The sequence below is a fragment of the [Clostridium] ammoniilyticum genome (genome assembly GCF_025566905.1).
Taxonomy (GTDB): Bacteria; Bacillota_I; Bacilli_A; order Erysipelotrichales; family Coprobacillaceae; genus Faecalibacillus; species Faecalibacillus intestinalis.
The window spans coordinates 210,173-225,431 of the sequence record NZ_JAOQJR010000004.1 but is presented as its reverse complement, the minus strand read 5'-3'; the positions used below and the strand labels follow the sequence as shown (position 1 = coordinate 225,431).

Annotated in this window: 17 protein-coding genes; all 17 read right to left on the bottom strand. The window is 30.7% G+C overall.

All coding sequences use genetic code 11. The annotated features are described in order from the left end of the window. The coding region (locus OCV55_RS05915) for a family 4 glycosyl hydrolase (RefSeq protein WP_449670295.1) at positions 1-150 on the bottom strand (150 nt) is incomplete at its 3' end. Between the two features lie 96 nt (positions 151-246). Then, positions 247-909: an adenylate kinase gene (locus OCV55_RS05910; protein WP_032090013.1), complete on the bottom strand. Its 663-nt coding sequence runs from the start codon at positions 907-909 to the stop codon at positions 247-249. Between the two features lie 123 nt (positions 910-1,032). Next, entirely contained in the window at positions 1,033-2,979 is a 1,947-nt protein-coding gene (locus tag OCV55_RS05905; RefSeq protein ID WP_147580083.1) for a HAMP domain-containing sensor histidine kinase, read from the bottom strand. Next, a complete protein-coding gene (locus OCV55_RS05900; protein WP_032090012.1) occupies positions 2,976-3,644 on the bottom strand; it encodes a response regulator transcription factor in 669 nt (222 codons plus the stop codon). The genes OCV55_RS05905 and OCV55_RS05900 overlap by 4 nt, the downstream gene beginning before the upstream one ends. A 67-nt stretch (positions 3,645-3,711) precedes the next feature. Then, complete coding sequence (locus tag OCV55_RS05895; protein WP_267309832.1) at positions 3,712-4,092, bottom strand: GNAT family N-acetyltransferase; 381 nt, start codon at positions 4,090-4,092, stop codon at positions 3,712-3,714. Between the two features lie 37 nt (positions 4,093-4,129). Beyond that, positions 4,130-4,723 carry a nucleotidyltransferase family protein gene (locus tag OCV55_RS05890; protein ID WP_052010861.1) on the bottom strand — a complete coding sequence of 198 codons (594 nt, stop codon included), beginning with the start codon at positions 4,721-4,723 and terminating at the stop codon, positions 4,130-4,132. Then, positions 4,723-7,005, bottom strand: a complete 2,283-nt coding sequence (locus OCV55_RS05885; RefSeq protein WP_147580082.1) for a xanthine dehydrogenase family protein molybdopterin-binding subunit — start codon at positions 7,003-7,005, stop codon at positions 4,723-4,725. Before OCV55_RS05885 ends, OCV55_RS05890 begins: the two co-directional genes overlap by 1 nt. Then, a complete protein-coding gene (locus tag OCV55_RS05880) occupies positions 7,005-7,472 on the bottom strand; it encodes a (2Fe-2S)-binding protein (RefSeq protein ID WP_032090010.1) in 468 nt (155 codons plus the stop codon). Before OCV55_RS05880 ends, OCV55_RS05885 begins: the two co-directional genes overlap by 1 nt. Continuing rightward, complete coding sequence (locus OCV55_RS05875) at positions 7,462-8,259, bottom strand: FAD binding domain-containing protein (RefSeq protein WP_032090009.1); 798 nt, start codon at positions 8,257-8,259, stop codon at positions 7,462-7,464. Before OCV55_RS05875 ends, OCV55_RS05880 begins: the two co-directional genes overlap by 11 nt. A gap of 13 nt (positions 8,260-8,272) precedes the next feature. After that, on the bottom strand, positions 8,273-9,667 hold the full coding sequence (locus OCV55_RS05870; RefSeq protein WP_032090008.1) for a uracil-xanthine permease family protein: 1,395 nt from the start codon (positions 9,665-9,667) through the stop codon (positions 8,273-8,275). A gap of 114 nt (positions 9,668-9,781) precedes the next feature. Next, on the bottom strand, positions 9,782-11,167 hold the full coding sequence (yqeC, locus tag OCV55_RS05865) for a selenium cofactor biosynthesis protein YqeC (protein WP_147580080.1): 1,386 nt from the start codon (positions 11,165-11,167) through the stop codon (positions 9,782-9,784). Next, positions 11,157-12,281 carry an aminotransferase class V-fold PLP-dependent enzyme gene (locus OCV55_RS05860; RefSeq protein WP_147580079.1) on the bottom strand — a complete coding sequence of 375 codons (1,125 nt, stop codon included), beginning with the start codon at positions 12,279-12,281 and terminating at the stop codon, positions 11,157-11,159. The genes yqeC and OCV55_RS05860 overlap by 11 nt, the downstream gene beginning before the upstream one ends. Continuing rightward, the gene (yqeB, locus tag OCV55_RS05855) at positions 12,268-13,077 is read right to left on the bottom strand and encodes a selenium-dependent molybdenum cofactor biosynthesis protein YqeB (RefSeq protein WP_147580078.1); all 810 of its coding nucleotides are present in this window, start codon (positions 13,075-13,077) and stop codon (positions 12,268-12,270) included. The genes OCV55_RS05860 and yqeB overlap by 14 nt, the downstream gene beginning before the upstream one ends. 7 nt (positions 13,078-13,084) lie before the next feature. Continuing rightward, entirely contained in the window at positions 13,085-13,654 is a 570-nt protein-coding gene (gene yedF, locus OCV55_RS05850; RefSeq protein ID WP_147580077.1) for a sulfurtransferase-like selenium metabolism protein YedF, read from the bottom strand. 9 nt (positions 13,655-13,663) lie between these two features. After that, on the bottom strand, positions 13,664-14,683 hold the full coding sequence (gene selD / locus OCV55_RS05845) for a selenide, water dikinase SelD (RefSeq protein ID WP_147580076.1): 1,020 nt from the start codon (positions 14,681-14,683) through the stop codon (positions 13,664-13,666). Next, positions 14,684-14,914: a DUF3343 domain-containing protein gene (locus tag OCV55_RS05840; RefSeq protein ID WP_032090002.1), complete on the bottom strand. Its 231-nt coding sequence runs from the start codon at positions 14,912-14,914 to the stop codon at positions 14,684-14,686. It lies immediately after the preceding gene. After that, the gene (locus OCV55_RS05835; protein WP_032090001.1) at positions 14,907-15,257 is read right to left on the bottom strand and encodes a winged helix-turn-helix domain-containing protein; all 351 of its coding nucleotides are present in this window, start codon (positions 15,255-15,257) and stop codon (positions 14,907-14,909) included. Before OCV55_RS05835 ends, OCV55_RS05840 begins: the two co-directional genes overlap by 8 nt. Positions 15,258-15,259: the final 2 nt, after the last annotated feature.

Genomic DNA, 15,259 nt, shown 5'->3' with positions numbered 1-15,259 from the left:
TTCTAATTTTTCTTTCCCATCTTCAATATCGACAAGCCAAATTTCCTTGATTGGAAGTTCATCATATCTTTTAATAAATCCTTCCATTAGCTCTGGTGTATAACTACTTCCTCCACCAATTGTTACAATTTTTACAGGTTTTTTACTCATTTTTATATCCTCCATTTTTGACACATTCATTATAGCACAGAGGTATAGACAAGTATGTTTCTTTCATAAAATGAAAAAAATAGAAGCTTTTCACTTCTATTTTAATTCATCTAATACTTTATAAATTTCTTCAGCAACTTCATCCATTGATTGATTTCCATCAACATTAGTAAGTTCACCTAACATCGTGTAGTAATCAATTAAAGGTTTTGTTTGTTTATTGTAAGTATCAATACGTACTTGAACTGCTTCTTCACTTTCATCAGAACGTTGTGTTAATTCTCCACCACATACGTCACAAACACCTTCTTTTTTTGGTGGGTTATAAACGATATGATATGATTTTCCACAATCAGCACAAGTTCTTCTTCCTGATAAACGTTTAACTAAGACATCTTCAGGAATATCTAAGTTGATTACAGCATCAATTTTAAAATTGAACATTGAACAAATATCAGCTAATTTTCTAGCTTGAATGATTGTTCTTGGGAAACCATCTAAGATGAAACCATTTTTAAATTCTTCAGTGTTAATATTTTCTTCTAAATATTCTTGAATCATTTGAATTGTAAAATCATCTGGTACTAAATAACCAAAAGAAATAAAATATTTAGCAATAACACCAAATTTTGTTTCTTCTTTAATTGCTTTTCTAAATAAATCTCCTGTAGAAATTTGTTTTAAACCATATTTTTCCACCAATTTAGCAGCTTGAGTTCCTTTACCAGCACCTGGTGGACCCATTAAAATTATATTCATTACTATCTCTCCTTTAAGCAATGCCTATTATATGCTTTTTTTTCATTAAATGGAACTAATTTATGAAAAAAAGAATACTTTTTTAACGATTCTATAATTCTTTTTTAAAGAAAGGGTTTTCATTTATTTTTTCCATCTAAAATAAAACTCTACACCGTCTTCTAAATTATGAACTCCATAACTCATTTCATGAAGTTCTAAAATATTTCTAACGATTGCAAGACCCAAGCCTGTACCTTTTTGATCATCACTTACAAAAGATTTCCAAATAGTATCCATACGTTTTTCATCAATTTGTTTTCCCTTATTTTCAATAGAAAACTCATTTTCTTTGATTTTAATTTTAATCGTACTATTAATAAATGCATGTTTGATTGCATTTGACAAATAATTTTGAATAACCATTTCTATTCGTTTTCTATCACTTACAATTAAAACATCTTCTCCTTGTATTTCTATCTTTAATTTTTTATCCATTAATAATTGTTCATAATCATCAACAATATCTTCAGTTAGCTCTCTTAAATCAATTTCTTTTTTATCTAAAGTAACCGCCTTTGCTTCAAGTTTTGATAAATCTAACATTTGTAATACTAAATCATTAATAACACTAATTTCTTTATTAATCACCTCTATATACTTAGCTTTTTTATCTTCATCATCTACATTTTCTAATAAATCAATATTTCCATTAATAATAGCAAGAGGTGTTTTAATCTCGTGAGTAAATTGAGCAATAAATTCTTTCCTTAATTGTTCCATTTTTTTCACTTGATCTATTTCTAGATTCAAAGCGTCTATATTTCTTTTCAAGTTAGAAGACATTGTATTTATATGACTTGAAAGACTTGATAATTCATCATGTCCTTTTGTATCTAATACACCTTTAAAATTATTATTTGTGATTTCCATTGCAACACGATCAATTTCTTTAATGCGTCTTGTTGTCATATAAGAAATCAAATATGAAAATAAAACAATAAATAAGAAACCACCTAAAAGTAATGGAAAGTTATCTTTAATCAAATCATTTCTTAATTGATTTCTCCCTCCACTTTGAAAATCATAGAAAACTGCAATAAAAGCCTCTGGTGTATGTTCTTGTCCCTCAGTATAGCCTTGATATTTATATAAAGGCATAAGTAATACTTGATAAGAATAATCATCTAAAAGTTTAGTAAACGTTGCATACGTTAATGTTCCTTCTTTAATAGATGTGGCAATTTCATTTGTCATTTTTCTATTTTCTTTTGAAGTAATAGTATCTTTATCTAAAAATGAAGCAAGTCTTACATAAATATTAGAAAAATGATTATCGATAGCATCTTTTGTCAACTGGTTCATTTTCAATGTTGAAACTTTTTTTATGTCATTGACTACTTCTCCATGCCTCGATAAATGATAATCCCCATCATCAACATACGCTTCTAAAGTCGCACTAATTGAGTTTCCTTGCTTCTTTCCAAAAATATCCGTATTATAATGAATAAAGGTTGGTGTGACTTTAAAATAGCGAATTTTTGCGTTATATATTAATTGGGATGTTTCTTTAAAATTTTGTAATTCTTCTATTTGACCTTCAAAGCATAAATTTATTTCATCATAGCCTTTTTCATCAACATCCTTTATTGTATCTTTTAAGAGTTTATATTGTTTATTTGATAATTCTGATAAATCGATATAATATTCTAAATTGTAATAGTCATTCGAATCATCACTTTCTACAAAAGGACTGGAGGCAATAAGTAATCGATCTTTTTTATTATACCCGTATTGATTGATAAGTTTTCCTTTGGCATCCAAAAGACAAATTTCAGTCATATCATCTTTAGGTAAATTACCTAATTCTTTTTTTATTTTTTCTAAATCTAATTCTACTTGATGAGGTCCTCTACTATCTATAGTATTGCAAAAATTAATATAATCATCTGAAGCCGTGTAATCAGTATTGTAAACCAGTTCATTAAAACTTCGATCATATTTATTTTTGACAACATAACCAAACACTACCATAAAAGAAATAAATAAACAAATAAACACCTTAAACTGAATACTTCTTATCTTCTTCATGATTCTTCTCCTTTCCACATATATCCTGTTTTAACAATGGTTTGAATATAATAAGAATATTTTCCCAATCGTTTCCTTAAACGTTTAATATATGTATCTACTGCTCGACCATCCCCATAATAATCATAGCCCCACAAAGTATCTAAAATTTTTTCTCTTGATAAAACAATTCCTTGATTTTTCATTAAGTATCGAAGAAGTTTAAATTCTTTATCTGTTAAAACAATATCATTTTCTTCAATCACTAAAATATGTTTATCTAAATCCAAAATCACTTTTCCTGACTGAAGTTGATTCGTTTCAATCTTTTTATTTCTTTTTAAAAGTGCTAAACATTTAGCATATAACAAAGAAGGTTTAAATGGTTTAGTAATATAATCATCTGCCCCATATTCATAAGCCTTTAATTGGTTTTCATCTTCTGATAAAGCACTTATAAAAACGATGAGCGTATTATATTGACTTCTAATTTGTTTACAAACTTCATAGCCATCAATTCCTGGCATCATAATGTCAAGTAAAATGATATCGATTGTATCATCTAATATTGCTAATCCTTCATAACCATTTTGAGCTTCTATAACTTCTATTTCTTTATGATCAAAATACTCTTTAACAAAGTCTCTTACTTCTTTATGATCTTCAATCATCAATGCTTTATACATTTCTACCACCTCTTCAACTTTATTGTAGCATGACTATGTGTAAAAGATGTGAAAAAAAAGGTGACGGTTAGTCATCTAGTTCTTTCGTATAATTATAATGTAATTTTTCATAACCTTGTCTTTCATAAAAACGATGCGCATCTTTACGATATATGGAAGTAGAAAGCTCAATTTGTTCGAGTTGCTTATCTTTTGCAATCTCTTCAATTTTTTCGATAAGTTGTTTACCAATTTTCAAACTTCTTTTTTCTGGTAAAATAACAAGTTCTACAATTTCACTTGTATCATGGTCATGATGTAAATAATGATGTATTTTAAAACTTAGAAATCCTTCAATTTTTTCATCTCGATAAACTAAATAAATAATATCTTCATTTTTTAAAGAATTTTCAAAAACGCAATCAAAGTGTTCTTTATTAATTGATTTATTTTCTAAAATACAAATCAAATTATAGATTTCTTCTTTATCTTCTAATTTAGCCTATTCAATCATATTCTTCTTCCTTTATCAGTTTTTGTAAGTCATTTTGATAATCAATATCATAAAGTTCTTTTTCATTTTCAATTCTAAAATAGAAACATTCTTGTGGATATTTATTAACGATCTTACGCCCTCCTTGATCTTCTTTTAAAGAATATAACTCATTGAAATAGTCTTTAGAAAAAATCACAGGATTTCCTACTCTATCTTTAAACATTAAAGAACATATAGAATAAGATGATTGATTAAATGTATCAATCATCTTATTGAGTGTTTGATAAGATAGATAGGGTTGATCGGCAACCATAAACATCATTTGATAGTCATCATCTTGATTGATATGGTTTAAAGCAGCTTTAATAGAATAGGAAATTCCTCTTTCACTTAAAGGGCTTTTATAACTATGAATATATTTTTCTTGTATATCAATTGTATTAGAAACAACGATAATTTCTAGATCATTACGATATTTTAATAATTGTTTCAAAGTATCAATTCCATAAAGATAAAGCTCTTTTCCTTTAAAAAGCGCATGTAACTTATCTTCTTTAAAACGACGACTATTTCCTGCTGCTAAATAAATAATATATGTTTTCATTATTCATCGATTGCCATTAAGATTTTTTCAGGAGTCATTGGAAGATCTTTTAAATACTTACCAGTTGCTCGATAGATGGCATTGGCGATTGCAGGAGATGGTGTATTAATAACAATTTCACCAATCGATTTTGCACCAAATGGCCCAGTTGGTTCATAGCTACTTTCAAATTCAACTCTAATTTTTCCCATATCCAAACGTGTAGGAATTTTATATTGCATAAAAGAATTTTCAGGAATAGCACCACGTTTTGTATATTGAACATCTTCATAAAGAGCCATACCAATTCCTTGAACTAAGCCACCTTCTGTTTGAACACGTGCTAAATTTGTATTAATAACAGTACCGCAATCGACAACAGCAACATAATCAAGAATATCAACTTGTCCTGTTTCTTTATCAAGTTCAATTTCAACCATCCCTACCATATAAGGTGGTGGTGAAAATGGAGATGAATGTGTAACTGTAACTTGTGTTTCGATATTATTTCCACACATTGCTTTTAAAGCAAGCTCCTTTAAAGTTAAAAGTTCGTTTGTCTTTAAATTTTTAACACCTTGTGAGGTAAATTCAACATCTTCTTTTTCACAATGAAATGTTTGTAAAGCAAGGTTACATAAATTATTTTTTAATTTTTCACAAGCTTGCTCTACTGCCTTTCCTGTTACATAAGTTGTTGAAGAAGCATAAGAACCTGAATCATAAGGTGAAATATCTGTATCTGCCCCAAAAACAACAATTTGATCAACGTCACAATCTAAACATTCGGCCGCCATTTGTGCAAGAATGGTGTCACAACCTGTTCCCATGTCAGCTGCCCCAATATGAAGTGTATAATAACCATCATCTTCAAGTTTTAATGTAGCAGAACCTACGTCAACCCCTGAAATACCAGATCCTTGCATGGCCATGGCTACCCCAGCACTTCTAATTTTACCATTTTCTAAAACACGTACTTTTGATTTATTTTCCCAATCAAAAAGTTTTTTAGCATGCTCCATACATTTATCTAAGGCGCATGCTTTTGCAACCTCATTATAATAAGCCCCCATTGTTTGACCTTGTCTAACCATATTCTTTTCTCGAATAACTACTGGGTCAATACCCAAAATTCCTGCCATTTCACTTACAATCGATTCTACCGCAAAAAGTCCTTGCGTCGCTCCATAGCCACGATAGGCACCAGCTGCTTGACAATTGGTATAAACAACATCATAAGAAAATTTAAAGGCTTCAAGATTATTTGTATAAAGTGGAATCGATTTATGTCCCGATAAACCTACTGTTGTTGGTCCATGCTCACCAAAAGCACCACTATTTGAAAGCGTATAAACATCCATTGCACGAATTGTTCCATCATTCATTGCTCCTAATTTAACAGTCACTTGCATTTCATGACGCGGTGTAGAGGCAATTTGTGATTCTTTTCGACTATAAATCATTTTAGAAGGTTTCTTGGTCATCCATGTTACAAAAGCAGGATAAACTTCAGCTACAACAGTTTGTTTAGCCCCAAATCCTCCTCCAATTCTTGGTTTTTCAACACGAATTTTCGATTGAGGAATATCTAATGCGTTAGCAAGAATTCTTCGACAATGGAAAACAATTTGAGTTGAAGAAATAACATGAAGTCTTCCATAAGGGTCAATTTCACAATAAGTTCTAAAAGTTTCCATCATTGCTTGTTGGTTTGCTCTTGTATGATAGGTTCTTTCAATGACTTGATCACAAGAAGCAAACACTTTTTCTAAATCACCTTGACTTGAAGAATCTGTTGCCACAAGATTTCTATGATTATCAGCACCTACTGGACATAAAGCTTTCCAATTTTCTTCAGGATGAACTAAGATGTTATTATCTTTTGCTTTCGTAAAATCAAGAACTGGTGTTAAAACTTGATATTTTACTTTAATAATTTTTAACGCACGATCAACAACCTTTTCATTAATACCAGCAACAATAGCAACAGCATCTCCTACAAAACGAACTCTTTGATCTAAAATTAAACGATCATAAGGACTTGGTTCTGGAGACGTTTGACCTGCCATGGTAAAACGTTTTTGAGGGACATCTTTATACGTATAAACAGCTTCAATACCTGGGATTTTTTGAGCTTTAGAAACATCAATTTCTTCAATCAAAGCATGAGCATGTGGTGATCTTAACACTTTAACAACTAAACAGTCTTGACTTGTTATGTCATCTACATAAACAGGTTTACCAAGCAAAAGATTCATCGCATCTTTTTTCATGACCGGTTTTTCAATATGTTTATAAGCCATTATTCATTCCCCTTTTCTTCAAGATAGTTTAGGTAATTTTTTATTCCTCTAAGTTGTCCTTCATAACCTGAACAACGACATAAATTTCCAGCTAAAAATTCTTTAATTTCATCATCACTTGGATGAGGATTTTCTTTTAATAAAGCAAGTGTATTCATCATAAATCCAGGATTACAAAAACCACATTGTTCAGCTCCTTGACTAGCAATAAATGTTGCAAGTGGTTTTGCTTCTTCTTGCATTCCTTCTAAAGTAACTACTTTTGCACCATTTGCACGCATTGCAAGAATACTGCATGAAAGCACTGGTTTATCATTTAATAAAACCGTACATAATCCACAGTTACTTGTATCACAACCACGTTTAACACTATAGCAACCATTTTTTCTCACAAAATCAATAAGTAATAAATCAGGTTCAATATCTTGTACAATTCTTTCTCCATTTAAAGTTAATTTAATTTCCATATACATCCTCCTTTAATTGAAGAAAAGCTCTTTTTATTAAAACTTTTGCAATCTTTTGACGATATTCTCTAGATGCTCTTGAATTGCTTCCTAATTTTAATTCTGATAAAACACATTTTGTAAAATTTTGAATATTTTCTTCAGTAATACCTGTTTCAAAATAACTATCTCCATTAATAGCTACAGCATGTAACGGTCTTGCTCCAATGATACATGTATAATGTTGATTTATATTACTAACAGCACAGGTTAAAACAGGAAAATCTGTTGAAATATTTCTTTGTGATAAATAAACCACATTTGTTGGTACTTTTTTAATAATAACTTTTGTAAGAATATCTTTTGTAAATTTCATATTCGCAAATTCTTTGATAGAAACCCGCCCAGTTGGATAAAGTTCTACCTCACAATCAAGCGCCATAAAAAGTGTTAAAACATCAGAAAAACCAAACCTTCCATAAATAGACCCACCAATTGTCGCTAAGTTTCTAAATTGAACACCGACAATATGACGTACACTTTCTTTAATAGCTCCTTGTGTAAAATGGTTTAATTGTTCATTTGTTTCAAGCTCTCTTAAAGTAACCATAGCACCAATATGTATTTCATCATCTATTTCTTCAATTTGATCTAAATGTAAATCAGATAGATCAATAGCAAAATTAACATTTCTATTTTGCATTTTAAGCCATAACATACCACCTAAAACAACACTCAGCGGTTTTTTTGCATATTCATAAGCTTCCTCAATTGTTTGAGGTCGCACATAATTTCTAATCGATAACAAAGAAAGCCCTCCTTTATTGTTTTTCTTTTGGTAATAAAATATTTAAAATAATTGCTACAAAAGCAGCAGGTACAATTCCTGATTCTCCACAAATCATTTGAATTGCTTGTGGAAGTTGCACTAAAATTGCACTATTTGCACCAATACCATAACCTAATCCTAAAGCAACTGAAACAATTGTCATTGAACGAGCAGTAAGAGGTTCTTTGGTAATCAATTGAATTCCAGACATAACAATCGATGAAAACATGATGACTGCTGCTCCACCTAATACGGATTGAGGCATAATTGAAACAAGTGCCGCTAATTTAGGAAATAAACCACAAATAATTAGGAAAATCGCGCCACACGCCAAAGCAAAACGATTGACAATTTTAGTCATTGTTACTAACCCAACATTTTGTGAAAAAGATGTATTAGGTAAAACACCAAATAAAGCAGCAATGGATGAACCAATACCATCACAGATAACACCACCTGATAATTCTTGATCTGTAGCTTCTCTTGACATTCCACCTTCCATAACACCAGAAATATCCCCAACAGTTTCAACAGCTGTAACAATAAACATAATTAAAACTGGTAAAATTGCTCTTAAATCAAAAACTGGTTTTACTGGCATGAGTTTTGGTAAGGCAAACCATTTTGCTTGAGCCACCTTATCCCAATTTAAAACCCATGATTTAACAAACTCTGTTCCATCACTGGCAACACCTGTTGTTGAAATAAACAATGGTAAAATCATACATAAAACATAACCACAAATAATTCCAATTAAAACAGCCGAATTACTTAGCATTCCTTTTGTACCATGTTTAAAAGCTAAAATAACAACTAAAACAAATAAACCAATTAAAAGATTTTCTACAGATCCATAATCTTTAGCACTACTTCCTCCCCCGAAAGAAGCAACACCAACACCAATTAAAGACAAACCAATGGATAAAACAACTGTTCCTGTAACAACAGACGGAAAGAAACGACGTAATGGTTTTAAAAGAAAACCTAAAACCGTTTCAAATAAACCACCAATAATACTTGCTCCCATGATGGCACCATATCCTAAAACACCACCACCCATTACATGAGCAACACTTTGGAAAACACCAATAAATCCTGAACTTGTTCCCATGATAATTGGGACTTTCCCACCAATAGGACCTATTGAAAATAATTGTACTAAAGTAACAACACCTGCAATAAGCATTGCATTTTGTAAAAGTGAAACTTGAATTGCAGCAAATACATCTGCATCATGCATTGCAGCACAAGCCCCCGTAATAATAAGTACTGGTGTTAAGTTACCAACGAACATTGCTAGAACGTGTTGTAAACCTAAAATAATTGCCTGTTTTAAAGGAATTTTCCCTTCAAAATCATAAGGACTTGTATACTCTTTTTTCTCCATATTCTCTCTCCCTAACATTAAATTAACCTTCTAAAAACAAGAAAATTGTAGCATAACTCTTTTTTTTCATCAAGATACTACAAAAAAATAGATTTATAGATATAAAAAAAACAGCTAATGCTGTTTTATAGGAAGAAATAACACATCATTGCTTCCTCCACAAATCATTCCTAAATTGGCACTTTTGCTATTATTTAATTCATAATGTTTTATCATTACCTTTTGACAATTCTTAGCATCTAAAATAGCTTGATATTCTTCTCTTCCCCCACCAATAGAACCAATAATTCCTTTTTCATTGACAAACATCATACTACCAACTGTACGTGGTGTTGATCCTTTTTTATCAATAATAATACATAAAACACCATCACCTTGTACTTCTAATAAGTCACTTGTTATACTTGAATATTGATGTTCATTTTTAATAGCTATAATTTCAGACATGATACTGACGGCAATCTCTGCAGGGGTTACCGCTTTTATTGAAAGTCCAATAGGCGCATGTACTTTATCAAGTTCAACTTGTTGATACCCTTCTTCTAATAAAGCATCATAGGTTTGTCTAACTTTCTTCTTGCTTCCAATCATTCCTACATAAAGACTTTGTCGAAAAAGTGTCTTTTTTAAACACAAACGATCATCTTTATGTCCTCTTGTCACAATGACATAACATGTATTTGCTTCCTTAGGAAAATAGGAATCAGCTTTATCAAAAGAAACACAATGAATTTCATTTGCTTCTGGAAATAATTCTTTACATGCAAATTCTTTTCTTTCATCAATAACAATCGTATAGAAATCCAACATAGAAGCAAGTTTACTTACATATTGGCTCACATGTCCTGCACCCAAAATAACAAGTTTCGGTTGTGGTAAGAACCATTCTTCATTAATAAGTGTTACTTCCTTTTGATTTTCTAATAACGAAGCTAGTGCTTTTTCATAAAGCGAACTTGCTTCATTCACTTGAATTTCTATGGGAACATTATATTTTTTAATTTTTTCTAAATAGATGTTGATAAGTTGTTGAATAAAAAGACTATCTACTTTTTGATTTCCATCAATTTTCATTTCTTGATAACCATGAACAACATCTTGAACAGGTTTTCCAAGTCCCTTTAAAGAAGTAATTAAAATAATTTCATTACTATCTTTGTCTACAACAGGTTCATTATTTCTTGGATATTTTAAAGGTAATCCATGAGAACCATCAGCTTCAATTAAAATTACATCTATTTCTTTTTTTAATCTTTCTAACACTTCATCATCTAAAGCTTTAATTTTTTGATTTTTGGCTTTACTACCTGCATGTACGTAACCATGCTTTTTAATTTCATTTATAATTTCTTCATAACTCGGATCGACTAGTGTATTTTCTTCAATTTTCATATGAGTAGAAGTTGTCATTAAAACAGTCTTACCTTCTTTTAAATATTGATCTTTTAACTGTTTTATTTTTGTTGTCTTTCCACCTGAACCAATAACACTAATTATCATAATTACCCTCACTAATTTCTTTAATTGCTTTGATGAAAAATTGTATTTCTTCTTTTGTATTCATAAATGAAAGTGATACTCTTACGATTCCACTTTTCACTGTATTGAGATGTTGATGCATCAAAGGTGCACAATGAGTACCGCAACGAATCGCAATATCATACTTATTATTTAAAAGATCGGCCACTTGAAAACTATCCATTCCTTGTATATTAAATGCAAGAATTGGTGTTCTTTCTTTGAAATCACCATATAAAACAACTTGTGGAATATTTTTTAAACCATCATATAAAAATTCAACTAATTCATTTGTGTATTTTGATTTTTCATCTTGATATTTCATTAAATAACAAACCCCTACCTTTAAAGAAACAATTCCTGTCATATTACGTGTTCCTGCTTCAACATGTTCAGGGTAGTAATCACTTTGAAAATGATTAAAAGAATCCATTCCTGTTCCACCACTTATTAAAGGTTCCATTTCTATAGATTGAGCTAAACAAAAACCACCAACTCCACTATTTCCAAGCAGCCCTTTATGACCACTAAAACATAAAATATCTAAATTCATCTTTTCCATATCAATGAGAAGATGTCCCGCACTTTGGGCAATATCACTCATCATTAAAATACCATGCTCGTGTGCTAACTTTCCAATTTCAGCAATTGGATAAATTTCACCCGTCACATTGGAACTATGTGTTACAATAATCATTTTTGTCTTTTTTTGAAGATTTTTTTTAATACCCTCTACTGTAGGTGAGGTAATAGATAAGGTAATAATATTTGCTTTTTCTAATTGATAAAGCGGTCTTAAAACACTGTTATGTTCAGCGTAGGTCGTAATCACGTGATCACCTTTTTTGAGAATACCTTTAATACATGTATTGAGACTTTCTGTATTTCCACTATTTAAGACCACGCATCCATCTTGAGGTACATGAAAATATTCTTTAATAAGTTTGCGTGTTTGATAAATCAAACGACTCGCATTTAAACTTGTCGTACTGGTAGAACGATTCGCATTGGTACAATGATTCATACAATCAATTACTGCATCTTGAACTTCTTTAATTTTAGGAAAACTGGTTGCTGCTTGATCAAGATAAATCATTTCTATGTCCTTTTAAATAAAAGATTGCCTCAATGACTCCACCAGCAATGCAGCGTGCTTTATCGGAAATAGTAAAACAATTTTCATATTCATCTTCACGTGGATCAATATCTGCCATTTTAAAACCTTGAGTGACTACAAAACCTTCTTTAATTAAGCCACGAAGTAATCCATCCATTGTCGCATAAATCGGTGTTTGATCAACGTAAGCAATCACTTCACCTTTTTTAACAATATCTGTTAAATGCCTTACATGTTTTACAGTTCCTGCATTAGGAGAATGGATAACACGTTCTTTTCCATAACCTTTAATGACTCCTGGTACACCTGTATTTTTTAAAGCAGTTCCTTGATAAATCGTTCTTCCAAGTTTATGTCCTCGCATCGTTTCAATAACAACATCAACATCTTTACCTGCCATAAATCCCGGACCTAAAGCAATGGTAATTGGAGCCATTTCTTTTGTTGTTCCTAAATTCTTTTTAGCAAGAATGGCATCAACAACAACCTCTGGCTTGAAATAATCAATGGCTTTAGCCTCTGGATCAATCAATAACGTCACTTTATTTTCCATTAAAAATTGTTTTGCTTCATCATAGTCATGTGCTAGATAACAAGTGACATCTTCTACTTGTTTTTGCGTATCATAAATAGCTTCACAAAAAGCAACATTTCTTCGAATGGCACTTGGTTTTTCAATTTCTAAAATCAAGACCTTAAATCCACATTTAAAAAGTTTATAAATGGTCCCTGTAGCAATATCGCCACCACCTCTTACAATAACTAAATCTTTCATTTATCTTTTATGGCTTAATAACTTTTTCAGCCTTCTCCATTCTTTCAACAATATCATACATATTTGTGACAGCCCCTACTTGTAATAACTCTTTACGGTTAAAGAAATCGAGACATGTTCCACAACTTACAATATCAACACCTTGACTTTCAAGATATTTTAAATCATTTAAAATATCTCCCTCATTTGTAGTAAGGAAAATACCTTCATTATAAAAAATCATTTCTTTAGGTAATTGATCTTGTTTTGTAAGTGCAAAGATAAATGATTTCATTAAAACAGCACCAAGTTCTTCATTACTTCCCATTGTTTTACTTGAAATAACAACAACATCTCCACTTTTTTCATTAAAATCTAATTCTTCATCAATACCTTCTTTAGCAATAATTGCATAAAAATCATCTCCGTCATCACCTGTAACAATTTGATAATGTCTTACTCCTGCAAATTTTGTTAAATTTTCAATCGCAATCTCATTATCAACAAGTACTTTTACTTTATCAATTTCTTTTAATAATTCCTTTGTTTTTACAACTGGTAATGGGCATTCAAGTCCTCGAGCATCTAAAATTTCCATAATAATCTCCTAACGTACATAAATATCAAATTGATCTTTTTCAACAATTTTACCAATCACATAACAAGCAAGTCCTGCTTGGTTAAAATCATTTAAAATATTTTCTAAATCATCACTTGCAACACTGGCAAGAAGTCCTCCACTTGTTTGTGGATCATAAAGAATTTCTTCTAAAACAAAGTTTTCCTCATCAAAACAAACTTTATTTTTCATTGCATTGCGATTATGCTGTCCGCCTCCACTTAAATAAAATTCATTAACATAATAAGGGCAATCCTTAAAATAGGGAATACTTTCCTTGTCTAAAAATGCACTTGCCTTTTCATCTAGCATTTCATCTAAATGAACAAGTAAACCAAAACCAGTGACATCCGTTAAAGCATGAAGTGTATATTTATTTAAAACATCGAATGCATATTTATTAAGTGTTGTCATACTCTTAAAAACCTCATCAAGTATTTCTTGACGTGCATCATTTAAACGATAAGCATTTAATGTCAATCCTACTCCTAATTTTTTAGTAAGAATTAATGTATCTCCCACTTGTACTCCATTATTTTGAATCATTTTACTTGGATCTACTATTCCCGTAACACTTAAGCCATATTTTGTTGATTCATCTTTGATAGAATGACCACCTGATAAAACAACTTTAGCTTCTTTTAGTTTATCATTTCCACCTTCAATGATTTTTCCTAAAATATTTAAATCATCTTGATCGTTAAAACAAACAATATTTAAAGCTGTCAAAGGAGTTCCACCCATAGCATAAACATCACTTAAAGCATTCGTTGCTGCAATTTGTCCAAATAAATAAGGATCTTCTACCATTGGTGGAAAGAAATCAAGTGTTGAAACAATGGCTTGATGTTCATTTATTTGATAAACAGAGGCATCATCATGACTATCAAAGCCAACAAGTAAATTAGAATTGGGATATTTATCGATTTTTTCTAAAATATGAGTTAATTTTTTAGCGCCTAATTTAGCACTACAGCCACCACTTTTACAATAAAGCTTTTCTTTCATTTAAAACACAACCTTTACTATTTTTTCATAATGAATTTGATTTTCTTCAAGAAAAATCTTCCACTTTTCCATATCTTTATTTTGACAAGAAAAACACATGCCACATCCTGCATCAATAACAGATGGTTTAGGAATTAAACGTCCTTTCATAGAAGATGTTTGTTTAGCATCTAAATCCATTGCATCATCTAATGAATGAAAAGTAATAATTAAATATTCCTGTTTATTCATCTTCAAAAATCTCCTTAAACCGAACCTTCGCATATTCATTCATTTCTTGAATAAATTTTTCATACTTTTCTAACAATTCTTCGCCTTCTTGAGTAAGTTTACTACCACCACCATCTTTACCACCACTAATACGTTCAACAAGAGGCATGTCTAAATCCTCTTCCGCTCTTTTTAAAATTTTCCATGCCTTTGAATTTGACATTTTCATAGCTTTGTAAGCTCCTGATAAGGAACCAAAACTTTGCGTTTTTTTCATCAGTTCATAAACGCCTTTACCAAAACTTTTTTCTTGGTTATAAAGACGAATCTTTAAATCAAATTTCTGTGGATTTTTATAAGTCATTT

Coding starts and splice junctions, on each gene's coding strand:
- yqeC (WP_147580080.1), bottom strand. CDS start 11,167: ATGATAATTAGTGTTATTGGTTCAGGTGGAAAGACAACAAAAATAAAA.
- OCV55_RS05910 (WP_032090013.1), bottom strand. CDS start 909: ATGAATATAATTTTAATGGGTCCACCAGGTGCTGGTAAAGGAACTCAA.
- OCV55_RS05885 (WP_147580082.1), bottom strand. CDS start 7,005: ATGGCTTATAAACATATTGAAAAACCGGTCATGAAAAAAGATGCGATG.
- selD (WP_147580076.1), bottom strand. CDS start 14,683: ATGAAAGAAAAGCTTTATTGTAAAAGTGGTGGCTGTAGTGCTAAATTA.
- yedF (WP_147580077.1), bottom strand. CDS start 13,654: ATGGAAATTTTAGATGCTCGAGGACTTGAATGCCCATTACCAGTTGTA.
- OCV55_RS05890 (WP_052010861.1), bottom strand. CDS start 4,723: ATGAAAACATATATTATTTATTTAGCAGCAGGAAATAGTCGTCGTTTT.
- OCV55_RS05905 (WP_147580083.1), bottom strand. CDS start 2,979: ATGAAGAAGATAAGAAGTATTCAGTTTAAGGTGTTTATTTGTTTATTT.
- OCV55_RS05835 (WP_032090001.1), bottom strand. CDS start 15,257: ATGACTTATAAAAATCCACAGAAATTTGATTTAAAGATTCGTCTTTAT.
- OCV55_RS05900 (WP_032090012.1), bottom strand. CDS start 3,644: ATGTATAAAGCATTGATGATTGAAGATCATAAAGAAGTAAGAGACTTT.
- OCV55_RS05840 (WP_032090002.1), bottom strand. CDS start 14,914: ATGAATAAACAGGAATATTTAATTATTACTTTTCATTCATTAGATGAT.
- OCV55_RS05860 (WP_147580079.1), bottom strand. CDS start 12,281: ATGATTTATCTTGATCAAGCAGCAACCAGTTTTCCTAAAATTAAAGAA.
- OCV55_RS05880 (WP_032090010.1), bottom strand. CDS start 7,472: ATGGAAATTAAATTAACTTTAAATGGAGAAAGAATTGTACAAGATATT.
- OCV55_RS05870 (WP_032090008.1), bottom strand. CDS start 9,667: ATGGAGAAAAAAGAGTATACAAGTCCTTATGATTTTGAAGGGAAAATT.
- yqeB (WP_147580078.1), bottom strand. CDS start 13,077: ATGAAAGATTTAGTTATTGTAAGAGGTGGTGGCGATATTGCTACAGGG.